The organism is Micromonospora sp. NPDC051543, assembly GCF_044454415.1.
Lineage (GTDB): Bacteria > Actinomycetota > Actinomycetes > Mycobacteriales > Micromonosporaceae > Micromonospora.
This window is the reverse complement of the sequence record NZ_JBITDT010000002.1, coordinates 506,394-522,521: the sequence shown is the minus strand read 5'-3', so window position 1 is coordinate 522,521 and position 16,128 is coordinate 506,394. Positions and strand designations below refer to the sequence as shown.

The following is a 16,128-nucleotide window of genomic DNA, read 5'->3' as shown; positions in this document are numbered from 1 at the left end:
TCGGGTTTTTTTTTTTTGTTTGGGGGGTTTTGGGGGGGGGGGGGGGGGGGGGGGGGGGGGGGGGGGGGGGGGGGGCCCCCCCCCCCCCGCCACGCGGGGAACGGCGGCGTCAGCCGACCGCGCCCTCCATCTGGAGTTCGATGAGCCGGTTCAGCTCCAGGGCGTACTCCATCGGGAGTTCCTTGGCGATCGGCTCGATGAAGCCGCGCACGATCATCGCCATCGCCTCGTCCTCGCTCAGACCCCGGCTCATCAGGTAGAAGAGCTGGTCATCGCTGATCTTGGAGACGGTCGCCTCGTGCCCCATCGACACGTCGTCCTCGCGGATGTCGACGTACGGGTACGTGTCGGAGCGGGAGATGGTGTCGACCAGCAGCGCGTCGCACTTGACCGTGCTGCGGCTGTGGTGCGAGCCCTCCAGCACCTGCACCAGACCCCGGTACGAGGTCCGGCCGCCACCACGGGCGATCGACTTCGACACGATGGTGCTGCTCGTGTGCGGAGCCGCGTGCACCATCTTGGCGCCGGCGTCCTGGTGCTGACCCTCGCCGGCCATCGCCACCGAGAGCACCTCGCCCTTGGCGTGCTCGCCGGTCATGTAGACCGCCGGGTACTTCATGGTCACCTTGGAGCCGATGTTGCCGTCGACCCACTCCATGGTCGCGCCCTCGTGGCAGACGGCGCGCTTGGTGACCAGGTTGTAGACGTTGTTCGACCAGTTCTGGATGGTCGTGTAGCGGCAGCGCGCGTTCTTCTTGACGATGATCTCCACGACGGCGCTGTGCAGCGAGTCGGAGGAGTAGAGCGGCGCGGTGCAGCCCTCGACGTAGTGCACGTACGCGCCCTCGTCGACGATGATCAGCGTCCGCTCGAACTGGCCCATGTTCTCCGTGTTGATCCGGAAGTAGGCCTGCAGCGGGATCTCCACGTGCACGCCCTTCGGCACGTAGATGAACGAGCCACCGGACCACACGGAGGTGTTCAGCGCGGCGAACTTGTTGTCGCCGACCGGGATCACCGTGCCGAAGTACTCCTTGAAGACGTCCTCGTGCTCCTTGAGCGCGGTGTCGGTGTCCAGGAAGAGGACGCCCTGCTCCTCAAGGTCCTCACGGATCTTGTGGTAGACGACCTCCGACTCGTACTGCGCCGCGACACCCGCGACCAGCCGCTGCTTCTCCGCCTCCGGGATGCCCAGCCGGTCGTACGTGTTCTTGATGTCCTCGGGCAGGTCCTCCCAGCTGGTGGCCTGCTTCTCGGTGGACCGCACGAAGTACTTGATGTTGTCGAAGTCGATACCGGTGAGGTCCGCGCCCCAGGCGGGCATCGGCTTGCGGCCGAACAGCCGCAGGCCCTTGAGGCGCAGGTCGAGCATCCACTCCGGCTCGTTCTTCTTGGCCGAGATGTCCCGCACCACCGCCTCGTTGATGCCGCGCTGGGCAGTTGCCCCGGCGGCGTCCGGGTCGGACCAGCCGTACTCGTAGCGACCCAGGGCGGCGAGCTGCTCTTCCTGGGTCAGGGGCTGGACGATCTGCTCGGTCATCTATCTGTCCTCACAGTGGTGACGGGATTACCGGATGGAGCACGGCCCGGCTGGGTCGGGATGTGCGTGGTGCACACCCCGTCGCCGTGCGCGATGGTGGCCAAACGCTGCACGTGGGTGCCGACCAGACGGGAGATCACCGCGGTCTCGGCCTCGCACAGCTGGGGAAACTCGGCGGCCACGTGCGCCACCGGGCAGTGGTGCTGACAGAGCTGGCCGCCGGAGGCGATCGTGGTCGCGTTGGCAGCGTAACCCTCGGCGGTGAGCGCTCCGGCGAGCGCCTCGGCCCGCGCGAGAGGGTCGTCGCCGGCGTCCTCCATGGCGGCACGACAGCGCGACTCGAGCGCGGAGACCTGCTCGGCCGCGAACGTCTCGACCGCGTCCGGGCCACCGTTGCGGGCGATCCAGCGCAGCGCCGCGGTGGCCATGTTGTCGTAGTGGTGCGTGCCACAGCGAACCCGGGCCGCCTCGGTGAGCACGAACACCTTGGCCGGACGACCCCGACCCCGGCTGCCCTGCACCGCCTGCTCGCGGGCGACGACGTCACCGTCGGCGAGCATCGCGTCCAGGTGCCGGCGGATCGCCGCCGGGCTGAGGCCGAGCGCCAGGCCGAGCTGTGCGGCGGTCGTCGCGCCCCGCTCCAGGAGCAACTGGGTGACGCGGTCCCGGGTGGGGGTCTCCGTCGGGGGGCCGCCCAGCACGGACGACGAGGCCCCGACGAGGGCGGACGCGGACGCGCCGACGGCCGGGACAGCCGCCGGCTGGTGCCCGGAGAGCGCCGCCGCGTTTTTCACAACGCCAACGTTACGTAATTGCCCGGAGGGTGGCAAACCCGGGCCCCGGTGATCCGAACCACCGAGCCGACGGAGTCGGACGGACCTCGATCACTACGGTGCGTAGGATTTGCGCCGTGAACCGAATCGTCCGTCCGGTATCCGGCGTCCTGCTGCGCCGCCTCGCGCTCGCCTCGATCATCGCGAACGTGGCCATCGTCGTCACCGGCGGGGCGGTCCGGCTGACCGCGTCGGGCCTCGGCTGCCCCACCTGGCCCCGGTGCACCGACGACTCGTACGTCACGACGCCCGAGATGGGCGTCTACGGGGTGATCGAGTTCAGCAATCGGATGCTGACCTTCGCGGTCGGCCTCATCGCGCTGGCCACCGTGCTGGCGGTGCTGACCCACCGGCCCCGCCGACCCGGGCTCCTCCCCCTGGCCATCGCCGTGTTCCTGGGCATCCCCGCCCAGGCGGTGGTCGGCGGCATCACGGTCCTCACCAACCTCAACCCGTGGGTGGTCGGGCTGCACTTCCTCGCCTCGATGGCGGTGATCGCCGCCGCGTACGCCCTCTGGCGGCGGATCGGCGACCCGGACGGCCCGACGGTCGCCGCGGTGCCCACTCCCCTGCGCGCGCTCGCCCGGATCACCACCGGCGTCACCGTCGCGGTACTGGTGATCGGCACCTGGGTCACCGGCAGCGGCCCACACGCCGGCGACCACGGCGCGGCCCGCAACGGCCTGGATCCGGAGGCGATCTCCCAGGTCCACGCCGACGGGGTCTTCCTGTTGATCGGCCTGTCGGTGGCTCTCATCTTCGCCTTTCGCGCGGTGGACGCGCGGCGGGCCACCCGGGCTGCCATCGTCCTGGTGGCGGTGGAGCTGAGTCAGGGGCTTATCGGCTTCGTGCAGTACTTCACCCACGTGCCGGCGCTCCTGGTCGGCGCGCACATGCTCGGCTCGTGCCTGGTGCTCCTGGCCGCCCTCGCGGTCCAGTGGTCCACCCGCGAACGCCCCCCAGTCCCCCCAGCACCCCAGCCCACCCCAGCACCAGAAGCCCAACCCGTCCCCGCCCCCGCCCCCGCCTAACCCCCGCCTAACCCCCGCGCCCCGCTCTCACCCCCGCGCGGCCCGCACGTCTCGCCCTACGCGCGTCGATCTTGCACTTTCGAACGCCGAAATGCCCCTATTCGCACGATATCTCGGGACAGAAAGTGCAAGATCGGCGCGATGGGCGAGGTGTCCAGGGCGCGTCCTGCGCCCGCCGGTGTCCCGCACCTCTCGGGTGCACGCCTGCGCCTCGGGCTGTCGTGCGTCCGCCCCTGCGCGCCGCCCCGGCCTGCGCTACCACGTCTGCACACCCGCGCAAGATCTACGCAACTTCAGGGATGTTGCTGCCTCCGGGACGCGGGAGACAGCAGCATCCCCGAAGTTGTGCGGATCTTGACGAGGGCCAAGGGACGAGCGCCAAGGGGCGAGGGCGAGGGACGAGGACGAGCGCGAGGGGCGAAGGCGAGGGGCGAAGGCGAGGGGCGAAGGCGAGGGGCGAAGGCGAGGGGCGACGGCGAGGGGCGACGGCGAGGGACGAGGACGAGGGGCCAGGGGCGAGCGCGAGGACGGGCGGGCGTCGCGACAGGCCCGGCGCGGCGGCGGGGCGCCCCGCAGGGCTCATGGTCACGCTCGAACCAGGATGTAGTGGCATCGACGTGTCCGCGACACCACTACATCCTGGATGCAGCGCGATCTTGCGAGCACCTCCGTCGTCGAGGCGGTGCTGGCCCAGCCGCCAACGTCGAGGCAGCGCCGCGTCGGCGCCCCCGCCCGGCTTCCGCGCCCCCAGGGCCGTCGCCGCCTCGCCACACGGCACGGCACGGCACGACGCGCGGCACGGCACGGCACGACGCGCGGCACGGCACGGCACGACGCGACACGACGCGCGGCACAGCACGCCACGACACGACGCGCGGCGCGGCACGCCACGGCGCGACGCACGACACGACGCGCGGCACAGCACAACGCGCGACGACACGCGACGACACGACACGCGCTACGGCATGACGCGCGGCACAGCGCGACGCGGCACGGCACGGCACGACGCGCAACCCGCCGCGCACCTCGTAGGGACCCGCCGGGACGGCGCCCTACCCGGACGAGGTCAGGCCGGGCGGGTCAGGTGGGTGGCGATCGCGGTGGCCAGGCGCTCGGGGGCGTTCTCGGCGTACCTCAGGAAGAGCGACGGCTCGGTGAGCTCCAACTCGACCAGGACCGGGCCGCCGGCCGGGCCGGAGATCAGGTCCACGCGGGCGTAGAGCAGCTGCCGGGTGCCTCCGGGGACCGCGGCGAGGGTCCGGTCCGCGACGGCCAACTGCTCGACCCCGGCGGTACGGGCGCTGATCTCCTCGGCCTTGTACAGCTCGTCCGGGCCGAGGTCGGGGCCGGTCAACATGGCGCCCTTGCGGATGGCGTGGCTGAACGCGAGACCGTCCGGGCCGGCCAGGAAGAGCAGCGCGGTCTCACCCTCGGTGTCGACGGCGCTCAGGTACGGCTGGACCATCGTCGTCCGGCCGGCGGCTGAGAGGCGGCGCACGTGTGCCTCGGCCAGGTCCCGGTGCTCCGGGTCGGCCAGGTCGTAACGACCGGTGTCCTGGCTGCCCGCGCTGACCGCCGGCTTGATCACGTACTCGCCGGTGTCGGCGGGCGGTGACCAGCTCCCGCCCGGCTCGACCCAGGAGGTCGGCACGGTGGGTACGCCGGCGGCGCTCAGCTCGCCGAGGTAGCGCTTGTCGGTGTTCCACCGCACCACGTCGGCGGGGTTGACCAGGGTGGGCACGGTGGCGGCCCAGGCGACGAACTCGTCGCGGCGCAGCGCGTAGTCCCACGGCGAGCGGAGCACGACGAGGTCGTACGCGGACCAGTCGACGTCCGGGTCGTCCCAGACCGCCGCTTCGGCGGTGATCCCCCGCGCGGCGAGCGGGTCGAGGACGAGGCGGTCGTCGGAGTCGAGGTCGACGAGGCGGGAGCAGGTAACGAGAGCGACCCGGGGTTCCCCCCGGGTCGACTGGTGGTGGTTGGTCAATTCAGCTATCTATCTCAGCGGGCCATCGTGCGCCGGGCCATCGACCGCCAGAGGTCGTTGCTCGGTCGCATCTGGTCCATCAGTTCACGCTCCCAGGCGTTCTCGACGGTGACTCCCGCCTTGGCGCACGCCTCCCGGGCCGTCACGGTGTCCTCGGCGAACTGGTCGCCCCACTCACCGTCGGCGCCCACGAGGACGATCCGTGCGCCACGCTTACCGACGTACTCGATGACTGCCTTCGCGCCGCCGTGCCCGGCGGCGAACGACTTGAGACCCGCGACCAGACCCTGGGGGGCCTGCTCGCCGGAGGTCTGCTCGGCCGTCAGCGTCGTATCGGAACCATCTGCCATGACGCGAAGCCTAAGCAGAGTTCCACTCGCGCGGGCGAGAACCATGAAGCTTTTGTGATGCCAATTACCTACGTGTTTAAGGAGGAGCACAGACTCTTTGTCCGCTTAAATCAGGACTTTCCCGCCTCAACTTCCGGAGCAAACCAGGCTGCAACTCCCGCAGGTTGAGCCGATCCGACTCATGCCGAAAGTTACTCCGATGTGACATTAAAGAGGGACAACTCATCCACGATGGTGACTGTTCACCGGATTGGCGGTAAAACCAGGGGCCGCGCGCCGGGCGGCGTCAGATCAGCGCGTCGAGCGCGACGGCCACGAAAACGATCGTCAGGTACGTCGTCGACCAGTGGAAAAGCCGCATCGGCTTGACCGCCTCGCCGCGCGTCGCCCGCCGGCAGAGCTTGTGCGCCTCGACGATGAAGACGGCGCCCACCACCAGGGTCGGCACGCCGTAGATCGCGCTGAGCCCCAGCGGCCAGACAGCCAGGGAGGTGAGCACCGTGAGCCAGGCGAAGATCAGGATCTCGGCGTTCACCCGACCGGTCGAGGCCACCACGGGCAGCATCGGGATGCCAGCGCGGGCGTAGTCGTCCTTGTACTTCATGGCGAGCGGGTAGAAGTGCGGCATCTGCCAGAAGAAGACCACCGCGAACAGCGCCCAGGCCGCCGGGGCGAGCCCACCGGTGACCGCCGCCCAGCCGATGAGCACCGGCGCCGCGCCGCAGGCCCCACCCCAGAACGTGTTCGTCGGGGTGGAGCGCTTGAGCCACATGGTGTAGACGACGTCGTAGTAGACGATCGCGGCGAGCGTCAGCCCCGCGGCGAGCAGATTGGTGAACGCCGCCATCAGGACGATCGAGACCGCCGCCAGCACCAGGCCGAAGACCAGCGCGTTACGGGGCGACACGGTGTGCGCCGGCAGCGGACGCCGCTTGGTCCGCCGCATCAACTGGTCGATGTCGCGGTCGATGTAGCAGTTGAGGACGCTGGCCGCCCCCGCCGCGAGCGAACCACCGACGAGCACGACAGCCATCAGCCACAGCGACGGCAGGCCGCCCTCGGCGAGCATCATCGCCGGGACGGTGGTGACCAACAGCAGTTCGACGATGCGCGGCTTGGTCAGCGCCACATACGACGACACGATCGCGCGCACGTCCCGCCGCGCCACCGGACCCTCGGCCGCCCGCGCCGGGGGCTGCCCGGCGGGGTTGCTCGCGGGGCGCTCGGTGATCATGCTCACGGATTGCCACCTTCCGGCATCGGCACGGGGAGATCGGATCGGCGGGGCCCGCTCGGGCACCGCACACCGACCCACACACTACGCGTCGTCGTTTTGGCTGCCCGGCCGACCCGACAACGGTGCGGGCCGTCACACCACGGGGTTGAACGACCTGGGCCGCCGTCACGTACCGCACACCATGCGAGATCCCCGGGCGGACGTTTAGTCACGCTCGATAAGGTCACCAGTGAGGGTTCCGCCCATCTGCCGAGGAGCACAACCATCGTGGCTGCCAACCGACCCGAGCACTCCGCACTCAACTGGTCCGACCTCGATCGCCGGGCCGTCGACACCGTCCGCGTGCTGGCCATGGATGCCGTGGAGAAATCCGGCAACGGCCACCCGGGCACCGCGATGAGCCTCGCGCCCGCGGCCTATCTTCTCTTCAACCGGGTCATGCGGCACAACCCGGCCGACCCGAACTGGCCCGGCCGGGACCGGTTCGTGCTCTCCGCCGGCCACTCCAGCCTGACGCTCTACATCCAGCTCTTCCTGTCCGGCTACCCGCTGAGCCTGGACGACCTGAAGTCACTGCGCCAGTGGGGCTCGATGACTCCGGGTCACCCGGAGCACGGCCACACGCCGGGCGTCGAGACCACCACCGGCCCGCTCGGGCAGGGTCTGGGCAACGCGGTCGGCATGGCCATGGCGGCCCGCCGCGAGCGGGGCCTCTTCGACCCGGAGGCCGAGCCGGGCACGTCGGTCTTCGACCACAACATCTGGTGCATCGCCTCCGACGGCGACATCGAGGAGGGCATCAGCCACGAGGCCAGCGCCCTCGCCGGCCACCAGCAGCTGGGCAGCCTCACGCTGATCTACGACGACAACGAGATCTCGATCGAGGACGACACCCGGATCGCCAAGAGCGAGGACGTGGCGGCCCGCTACGAGGCGTACGGCTGGCACGTGCAGACCGTCGACTGGCGCAGCGGCGACGCCGACCAGGGCGACTACCACGAGAACGTCGAGGCGCTGTACGACGCGTTGGTTGCCGCCAAGGCGGAGACCACCCGCCCCTCGTTCATCGCGCTGCGCACCATCATCGGTTGGCCCGCGCCCAACAAGCAGAACACCGGCAAGATCCACGGCTCGGCGCTCGGCGCCGACGAGGTCAAGGCCACCAAGCGCGTCCTCGGCTTCGACCCTGAGCAGACCTTCCAGGTCGACGAGGAGGTGCTGGGCCACGCCCGCACGGTGATGGGTCGGGGCTCCGACGCCGAGCAGGAGTGGACCGCGTCGTTCGACGCCTGGAAGCAGGCCAACCCGGAGCGCACGGCGCTCTACGAGCGGCTCGCCGGCCGGGTGCTGCCCGACGGCTGGACCGACGCGCTGCCGGTCTTCCCGGCAGACGCCAAGGGTGTGGCCACCCGGGCCGCGTCCGGCAAGGTGCTGGAGGCGCTCGCGCCGGTGCTGCCGGAGCTCTGGGGCGGTTCGGCCGACCTCGCCGAGAGCAACAACACCACCATGAAGGGCGAGCCGTCCTTCATCCCGGCGGAACACGCCACCAAGGACTTCCCGGGCGACGAGTACGGCCGCACGCTGCACTTCGGCATCCGTGAGCACGCCATGGGCGCGATCCTCAACGGCATCGCCCTGCACGGCGGCACCCGCCCGTACGGCGGCACGTTCCTGGTGTTCAGCGACTACATGCGCCCCTCGGTGCGGCTGGCCGCGCTGATGAAGCTGCCCGTGACGTACGTGTGGACGCACGACTCGATCGGTCTGGGCGAGGACGGCCCGACCCACCAGCCGGTGGAGCACCTGACGGCGCTGCGCGCCATCCCGGGCCTGGACGTGGTCCGCCCGGCCGACGGCAACGAGACGGTGTGGGCCTGGCGGCAGGCGCTGGAGCACACCGACCGGCCGACCGCGCTGGCGCTGAGCCGCCAGGCCCTGCCGACCGTGGACCGGGAGGTTCTGGGCGATGTGTCCGGCGTGGCCAAGGGCGGTTACGTGCTGGCCGAGGCATCCAACGGCAAGCCCCAGGTGATCATCGTGGGTACCGGTTCCGAGGTGCAGCTCTGCCTGACCGCCCGGGAGCGGCTGGAGGCCGACGGCACCCCGACCCGGGTGGTCTCGATGCCCTGCCAGGAGTGGTTCTACGAGCAGGATGAGGCGTACCGGGAGTCGGTGCTCCCGCGCGGGGTAAAGGCACGGGTGAGCGTGGAGGCGGGCATCGCGATGTCCTGGCGCGGAATCGTCGGTGACTTCGGCGAGAGCGTCAGCATCGAGCACTACGGCGCGAGCGCCCCGTACACCGTGCTCTTCGAGCAGTTCGGGTTCACCCCCGACCGGATCGTGGCGGCGGCGCACGCCTCGCTGGCCCGGGTGGGCGACATCACCGGTTTCACCACCGGCAACTGAGGGAGCGTGGACGGCATGACCGACAAGCTGAATGAGCTCACCGCCGCGGGTGTGGCGGTCTGGCTCGACGATCTGTCCCGGGTGCGTCTGAGCTCCGGCGGGCTGGACCAGCTCCGCCGCGAGAAGCACGTGGCCGGGGTCACCACCAACCCGACGATCTTCGCAAAGGCGCTCAGCGACGCCGACGAGTACAACTGGCAGCTGCGCGACCTGGCCACCCGTGACGTGGACGTCGAAGAGGCCGTCCGGATGCTGACCACGTACGACGTACGGTGGGCGTGCGACGTGATGCGCCCGTCGTACGACGGCAGCGCCGGCGTGGACGGCCGGGTCTCGATCGAGGTGGACCCGCGCAGCGCGCACGACGCCGACAAGACGGTCGCCGAGGCCAAGGCGCTGTGGTGGCTGGTCGACCGGCCCAACCTCTTCATCAAGATCCCGGCCACCGAGGAGGGCCTGTCGGCGATCGCCGACACGCTCGCCGAGGGGATCAGCGTCAACGTGACGCTGATCTTCGGTCTGGACCGCTACTCGGCGGTGATGGAGGCGTTCCTGGCCGGTCTGGAGCGGGCCAAGGCCAACGGCCACGACCTGTCCACCATCGGCTCGGTCGCGTCGTTCTTCGTCTCCCGAGTCGACTCGGAGGTCGACAAGCGGCTGGAGAAGATCGGCTCGGACGAGGCCAAGGCCCTGAAGGGCAAGGCCGCGGTGGCCAACGCGCAGCTCGCGTACGAGCGGTACACCGAGGTCTTCTCCTCGGACCGCTGGAAGGCGCTCGAGGCCGCCGGCGCGCACCCGCAGCGCCCGCTGTGGGCCTCCACCTCGACCAAGAACCCGGACTACCGGGACGTCATCTACGTCGAGGAGCTGATCGCCCCCGGAACGGTCAACACCATGCCGGAGTCGGTCATCCACGCGTACGCCGATCACGGCGAGACCCGCGGCGACACCGTCACCGGGTCCTACGACGCGGCCCGGAAGGTCTTCGCGGACCTGGAGTCGGTCGGGGTGGACATGGCGGATGTGATCGCCACCCTGGAGCGCGAGGGCGTCGAAAAGTTCGAGGTCAGCTGGCAGGAGCTGCTCGACGGGGTGACCAAGTCGTTGAAGGCCGCGGCGAAGGGCAAGGGCGCTCCGAACAAGGCCGCCGAGGGCAACGCCAAGGCCGCCGCGAAGGCCGGTGGCGCGTGAGCGACCGGATCAGCACCCAGCGAAGTGGAGTGGCGGCATGAGTGACCTTCTCGCGGGGCCGGTGGAGGCCGCCGCCGGGCTCGCCGTCTACGGCGCGGACGCGGTCGACAAGTCCGCCCCCGCCTCGACCCGGGAGGCGCTGGTCAAGGCCGGCGTTCCCGGGCGGCTGGCCGCCAAGGACACGACCCTGTGGGGTTCGGACGCCGAGGCCGAGGCGAAGATCCGCCTCGGTTGGGTGGACACCCACCAGCGCAGCCGGGAGCTGCTGGCGCAGCTCGCCGAGTTGAAGGCGGAACTGGCCGACCTGGACCACGTCGTGCTCGCCGGCATGGGTGGCTCGTCCCTCGCCCCCGAGGTCATCACGCGGACCCTGGGCCGGCCGTTGACGGTGCTGGACACCACCGACCCGGGCCAGGTCCGGGCGGCCCTCGGCGACCGGCTGGAACGCACCGTGGTGGTGGTCGCCAGCAAGTCCGGCTCGACGGTGGAGACCGACAGCCACCGCCGCGCCTACTGGCAGGCGTTCCTGGACGCGGGGATGACCGAGGCGGAGGCCGGCCGGCACTTCGTCATCGTCACCGACCCGGGCTCGCCGTTGGAGGCGACCGCGGCCGAGATGGGCGCGTTCACCGTGCTCGCCGACCCGAATGTGGGCGGCCGGTACTCGGCGCTGACCGCGTTCGGGCTGGTGCCGTCCGCGCTGGCCGGCGTCGACGTGTCGGAGCTGATCGACCAGGCCGACGCGTTGGCCCGGTCGCTCGCCGCCGACAGCGACAATCCGGCGCTGGCGCTGGGCGCCGCGCTGGGCGCCGCCGCCACGCTGGCCCGCGACAAGGTCGCCCTGGTGTCCGACGGCACCGGCATCGACGGTCTGGGCGACTGGGCCGAGCAGCTCATCGCCGAGTCGACCGGCAAGTCCGGCGTCGGCATCCTGCCGGTGGTCGTGGAGTCACCGCAGAGCCCCGGCGCGACCGGCCCCGACGTGCTGACCGTCAGCTACGGCGGCGCGCTGGCCGCCGGTGACGTGCCCGGCGGCGGCGCCGACCCGGACGTGGCCGTCAACGGCCCGCTCGGCGCGCACTTCCTGGCCTGGGAGTACGCCACCGCGGTGGCCGGCGTGGTGCTCGGCATCGACCCGTTCAACCAGCCGAACGTCACCGAGTCCAAGGAGAACACCAACAAGATCCTGGCCTCGGGGCTGCCGACGGAGAAGCCGTCGTTCACCGAGGGCGCGATCGAGGTGTACGCGCCGCAGGGCGCTCCGGGCGACCTGGCCGGGGTGCTGCGGTGGCTGCTCGACGGGCTGGGCGACGACGGTTACCTGGCGGTGATGGCGTACCTCGACCGGTTCGCCGACGCCGACACGGCCGGGTTGCGGCCGCTGCTGGCCGGCGCGTCCGGCCGGCCGGTCACCTTCGGCTGGGGGCCGCGGTTCCTGCACTCCACCGGCCAGTACCACAAGGGCGGCCCGCAGGTGGGCAGCTACCTCCAGGTGACCGGCGCGATCGCGGAGGACCTGGACGTGCCGGGCAAGCCGTACACCTTCGGCGAGTTGCAGGCGGCGCAGGCCGCCGGCGACCGGGAGGCCCTCGCCGGCCGGGAGCGGCCGGTGCTGCGACTGCACCTGACCGACCGGGCCGCCGGGGTCGCCCAACTGCTCGACGCGGCCGGTCAGCTGCGCACGTGAGGATGGACGACGTGACCCAAGGCGTGAATCCGCTACGCGACCCGCAGGACCGCCGGTTGCCCCGGATCCCCGAGCCGTGCGCTCTGGTGATCTTCGGGGTGACCGGCGACCTGGCCCGCAAGAAGCTGCTGCCCGCGGTCTACGACCTGGCGAACCGAGGGCTGCTGCCGCCCGGTTTCGTGGTGCTCGGCTTCGCGCGCCGTGACTGGGGCGACGGTGACTTCGAGACCCTGGCCTGCGAGGCGGCCAAGAAGCACGCCCGTACGCCGTGGCGGGACGAGGTGTGGGCGCGGCTGGCCGGCAACATCAAGTTCGTGGGCGGCTCGTTCGACGACGACGCCGCCTTCGACCAGCTCTCCGCGACCTTGGACGACCTGCGTCAGACCCACGGCATCGCCGGTAACGCGGCGTTCTACTTCTCCATCCCCCCGGCCGCCTTCCCCGTCGTGCTCAAGCAGTTGGCCCGCACCGGCATGGCCGACAACGACAAGTCCGGCGGTTGGCGGCGGGTCGTGGTGGAGAAGCCGTTCGGCAACGACCTGCCGTCGGCGAAGGCGCTCAACGACCTGGTCGACGACGTGTTCACCCGGCAGGACGTCTTCCGGATCGACCACTACCTGGGCAAGGAGACCGTCCAGAACATCCTGGCCCTGCGGTTCGCCAACAACCTGTTCGAGCCGCTGTGGAACTCCAAGTACGTCGACTCGGTGCAGATCACCATGGCCGAGGACGTCGGCATCGGCACCCGGGCCGGCTTCTACGACACCGTCGGCACCGCCCGCGACGTCCTGCAGAACCACCTGCTCCAGCTCCTGGCCCTGGTGGCGATGGAGGAGCCGACCAGCTTCGACGCCGACGAGATCCGGGCCGAGAAGCTGAAGGTGCTCAAGGCGATCACCCTGCCGAAGGACGTGGCCCGGGACACCGTCCGGGGCCAGTACCTGCCCGGCTGGGTGGGCGGCGAGCGCGCGGTCGGCTACCGGGAGGAGCGGGACGTCCCCGCCGACTCCACCACGGAGACGTACGTGGCGGTGCGCCTCGGCATCCAGAACCGGCGCTGGGCCGAGGTGCCGTTCTACATCCGGGCCGGCAAGCGACTCCCCCGGCGGGTCACCGAGGTCGCCATCATGTTCAAGAAGGCGCCGCACCTGCCGTTCAACGACGCCGACATGGAGTCGCTGGGCAACAACCAGTTGGTCATCCGGGTGCAGCCGGACGAGGGCGTGGTGCTCAAGTTCGGCTCGAAGGTTCCGGGCACCACCATGGAGGTCCGCGACATCGCCATGGACTTCCAGTACGGCGAGGCGTTCACCGAATCCAGCCCGGAGGCGTACGAGCGGCTCGTCCTGGACGTGCTGATCGGGGACCGCACCCTGTTCCCGGACGCCGCCGAGGTCGAGCAGAGCTGGCAGGTCATCGACCCGCTGGAGCATGCCTGGGTGGGCACCACCCCGGAGCCGTACCGGGCCGGCGAGTGGGGTCCACGGGCGGCCGACGAGATGCTGGCCCGTGAGGGCCGCGCTTGGAGAAGAGCATGATCGGGCTGTGGGACACCACCGGCAACGAGGTGGTCAAGGCGCTGGCCGCCGAACGGCGCAGCGCCGGTGGTGTGGCCAGCGGCATGGCGCTCACCCTCATCGTGGTGGTGGACGAGAAGCGCGTGCGCGAGGCGGAGGCGGCGGCGACCATCGCCGCCGCCGCCCACCCGTGCCGGCTGGTGGTCGTGGTCCGCTCCGACATCGAGCGGGAACGGAACCGGCTGGACGCGGAGATCGTGGTCGGCGGTCGTCTCGGCCCGTGCGAGGCGGTGGTCACCCGGATGTACGGGCGGCTCGCCCTGCACGCCGAGTCGGTGGTGATGCCGCTGCTGGTGCCGGACGTACCGGTGGTGACCTGGTGGCACGGTGAGCCGCCCGCGGAGATCGCCACCGACTTCCTCGGTGTGGTCGCCGACCGGCGGATCACCGACTCCGCGCAGGCCGCCGACCCGGTGGAGGCGCTGCGCCAGCGGGCCCGGGACTACGCCCCGGGCGACACCGACCTGGCGTGGACCCGGATCACCCCGTGGCGGACCCTGGTCGCCGGGGCGTTCGACACCACCAACGAGCAGGTCACCGAGGCGACCGTCGTCGCGCCACCCAGCGACCCGACGGCGGCGCTGATGGTCGGTTGGCTGTCCAGCCGGCTCGGCATCACCCCGCGCCGGGTGGACACCGACGAGTTCCCCCGTATGCGCGAGGTGCAGTTGACCTGTGCCAACGGCGACAAGCTGACGCTGACCCGCGAGGACAGCCTGGCGGTGTTCCGGCGGACCGGTCAGGAGGATCGGGCGCTGCCGCTGGTCCGTCGGCCGCTCGGCGACGAGCTGGCCGAGGAGCTGCGCCGCCTCGACGCCGACCAGGTGTACGCGGAGGCGTTGGGCGCGACCGCCGGCCTGCGCGGTCTGGAGCAGCGCCCGCCGCAGCGGGTGCACGTCTGGAAGGATCCGGCCACGGCCCAGCGCGCCGAGGCCGGGGTCACCGCGCACGCCGGCCCCAGCGGCGAGAGCTGAGCAGTACGACACCGGTAGGGCCGGGACGCGACGTCCCGGCCCTGACCGCCACCTCCGGGTGTCCCCGTCCGGGCACCGACGCGACAGCGACCGCCCAGCGGTCCGGAAACGAAGGCCCAACCCATGAGTGAGGCGAGTGTCGCCGTCCACGCCGACGCCGATCTGCTGGCGCAGGCCGTGGCGGCCCGACTGCTGGTGAAGGTGCTGGACGCCCAGGCCGACCGGGGTGAGGCCGCGGTGGTCCTCACCGGTGGTCGGGTCGCTGCCGCCGTCTACCGGGCGGTGGCGCAGCTGCCGGCCCGCGACGCGGTCGACTGGTCCCGGGTCGACGTGTGGTGGGGCGACGAGCGGTTCCTGCCGTCCGGTGACCCGGAGCGCAACGAGACCCAGGCCCGGGCCGCCCTGCTGGACTCGGTGCCGCTGGACCCGGCCCGGGTGCACGCCATGCCGGCCTCGGACGGCCCGGCCGGCAACGACCCCGAGGCGGCCGCCGCCGCGTACGCCGAGGAGCTGGCCCGCGCCGCCCGGCCGGGGCACGCCGCGCTGCCGCACTTCGACGTGCTGATGCTCGGTGTGGGCGAGGACGGGCACGTCGCCTCGGTCTTCCCGGAGCACCCGGTGCACCACGACACGCGGCCGGTCAGCGCGGTGCGGGGCAGCCCGAAGCCGCCGCCGGTGCGGACCACCCTCACCCTGGGGGCGATCAACACCGCCGAGGAGGTCTGGCTCGTGGCCGCCGGCGCCGACAAGGCGCGCGCGGTGGGCATGGCGCTGGCCGGCGCGGGGCCGGTGCAGCTTCCGGCCGCCGGGGTGCACGGCGTGGACCGTACCCGCTGGTTGCTGGACCGCGCGGCCGCCGCGGACGTACCGGCCCGCCTGCGCAGCCTGCGCTAGACCGACTCACGGCGCAGCCTGCGCTGATCGCTACGAAAGGGCCCCTCGCGTACGAGGGGCCCTTTTCGTCTATTCGCCGCGTCGGCGGCGTAGCGCGGCCAGGGCCTCGGCCAGCAACGCCTCCCCCTCCTCGGCGGTACGCCGCTCCTTCACGTACGCCAGGTGGCTCTTGTAGGGCTCGGCGCGGACGCGTCCGGGTGGGTTCTCGGCGTCCAGGCCGGCGGGGAGCCCGCAGCGGGGGCAGTCCCACAGCGGCGGCGCCGTGGCGTCGGCCGCGATCCGGATGTCGGTCTGGTGGTCGTTGCGGCACCAGTATGTGACGGCCTGTCGGGGGGCCGGCTGGTGCCGCTCGTCCGGGCGCATGGGCGCGGACCCGACGCGGGCGCCACGGATGACATTGCCACTGGGCACGGCTGCTCGC

13 protein-coding genes are annotated in these 16,128 nt (G+C 71.4%); 7 read left to right on the top strand and 6 right to left on the bottom strand.

The window, feature by feature from the left end; genetic code table 11:
* Positions 1-109: 109 nt before the first annotated feature.
* Both sufB and ACIA3K_RS05435 read right to left on the bottom strand, forming a co-directional pair.
* Entirely contained in the window at positions 110-1,540 is a 1,431-nt protein-coding gene (gene sufB, locus ACIA3K_RS05440) for a Fe-S cluster assembly protein SufB (RefSeq protein WP_396799320.1), read from the bottom strand.
* Complete coding sequence (locus ACIA3K_RS05435; RefSeq protein WP_396799319.1) at positions 1,537-2,334, bottom strand: helix-turn-helix transcriptional regulator; 798 nt, start codon at positions 2,332-2,334, stop codon at positions 1,537-1,539. Before ACIA3K_RS05435 ends, sufB begins: the two co-directional genes overlap by 4 nt.
* Before the next feature lie 116 nt (positions 2,335-2,450).
* On the opposite strand from ACIA3K_RS05435, the gene ACIA3K_RS05430 reads away from it, so the two are divergent.
* Positions 2,451-3,404, top strand: a complete 954-nt coding sequence (locus ACIA3K_RS05430) for a heme A synthase (RefSeq protein ID WP_396799318.1) — start codon at positions 2,451-2,453, stop codon at positions 3,402-3,404.
* Positions 3,405-4,470: 1,066 nt separating this feature from the next.
* Here the strand turns inward: ACIA3K_RS05430 and ACIA3K_RS05425 are convergent.
* The 3 genes from ACIA3K_RS05425 to ACIA3K_RS05415 all read right to left on the bottom strand — a co-directional run bounded on the left by ACIA3K_RS05425 (position 4,471) and on the right by ACIA3K_RS05415 (position 6,981).
* Positions 4,471-5,391, bottom strand: coding sequence for a RimK family alpha-L-glutamate ligase (locus tag ACIA3K_RS05425; RefSeq protein WP_396799317.1), 921 nt, complete (start codon positions 5,389-5,391; stop codon positions 4,471-4,473).
* Positions 5,392-5,405: 14 nt separating this feature from the next.
* Entirely contained in the window at positions 5,406-5,741 is a 336-nt protein-coding gene (locus tag ACIA3K_RS05420; RefSeq protein WP_396799316.1) for a hypothetical protein, read from the bottom strand.
* 286 nt (positions 5,742-6,027) lie between these two features.
* Positions 6,028-6,981 carry a heme o synthase gene (locus tag ACIA3K_RS05415; protein WP_396799315.1) on the bottom strand — a complete coding sequence of 318 codons (954 nt, stop codon included), beginning with the start codon at positions 6,979-6,981 and terminating at the stop codon, positions 6,028-6,030.
* Positions 6,982-7,245: 264 nt separating this feature from the next.
* Here ACIA3K_RS05415 and tkt point away from each other — a divergent pair, with 264 nt between their 5' ends.
* From tkt to pgl, 6 genes are all read left to right on the top strand, one after another.
* Entirely contained in the window at positions 7,246-9,384 is a 2,139-nt protein-coding gene (gene tkt / locus ACIA3K_RS05410) for a transketolase (RefSeq protein WP_396799314.1), read from the top strand.
* Positions 9,385-9,399: 15 nt separating this feature from the next.
* A complete protein-coding gene (gene tal, locus ACIA3K_RS05405; RefSeq protein ID WP_396799313.1) occupies positions 9,400-10,575 on the top strand; it encodes a transaldolase in 1,176 nt (391 codons plus the stop codon).
* Between the two features lie 37 nt (positions 10,576-10,612).
* On the top strand, positions 10,613-12,262 hold the full coding sequence (locus tag ACIA3K_RS05400; protein ID WP_396799312.1) for a glucose-6-phosphate isomerase: 1,650 nt from the start codon (positions 10,613-10,615) through the stop codon (positions 12,260-12,262).
* 2 nt (positions 12,263-12,264) lie between these two features.
* Positions 12,265-13,800, top strand: coding sequence for a glucose-6-phosphate dehydrogenase (gene zwf / locus ACIA3K_RS05395; RefSeq protein WP_396799374.1), 1,536 nt, complete (start codon positions 12,265-12,267; stop codon positions 13,798-13,800).
* Entirely contained in the window at positions 13,797-14,813 is a 1,017-nt protein-coding gene (locus ACIA3K_RS05390; protein WP_396799311.1) for a glucose-6-phosphate dehydrogenase assembly protein OpcA, read from the top strand. Before zwf ends, ACIA3K_RS05390 begins: the two co-directional genes overlap by 4 nt.
* A 123-nt stretch (positions 14,814-14,936) precedes the next feature.
* A complete protein-coding gene (gene pgl, locus ACIA3K_RS05385) occupies positions 14,937-15,707 on the top strand; it encodes a 6-phosphogluconolactonase (RefSeq protein WP_357134284.1) in 771 nt (256 codons plus the stop codon).
* 69 nt (positions 15,708-15,776) lie between these two features.
* Here the strand turns inward: pgl and ACIA3K_RS05380 are convergent, their stop codons facing one another.
* The gene (locus ACIA3K_RS05380; protein WP_357134282.1) at positions 15,777-16,118 is read right to left on the bottom strand and encodes an RNA polymerase-binding protein RbpA; all 342 of its coding nucleotides are present in this window, start codon (positions 16,116-16,118) and stop codon (positions 15,777-15,779) included.
* Positions 16,119-16,128 lie beyond the last annotated feature (10 nt).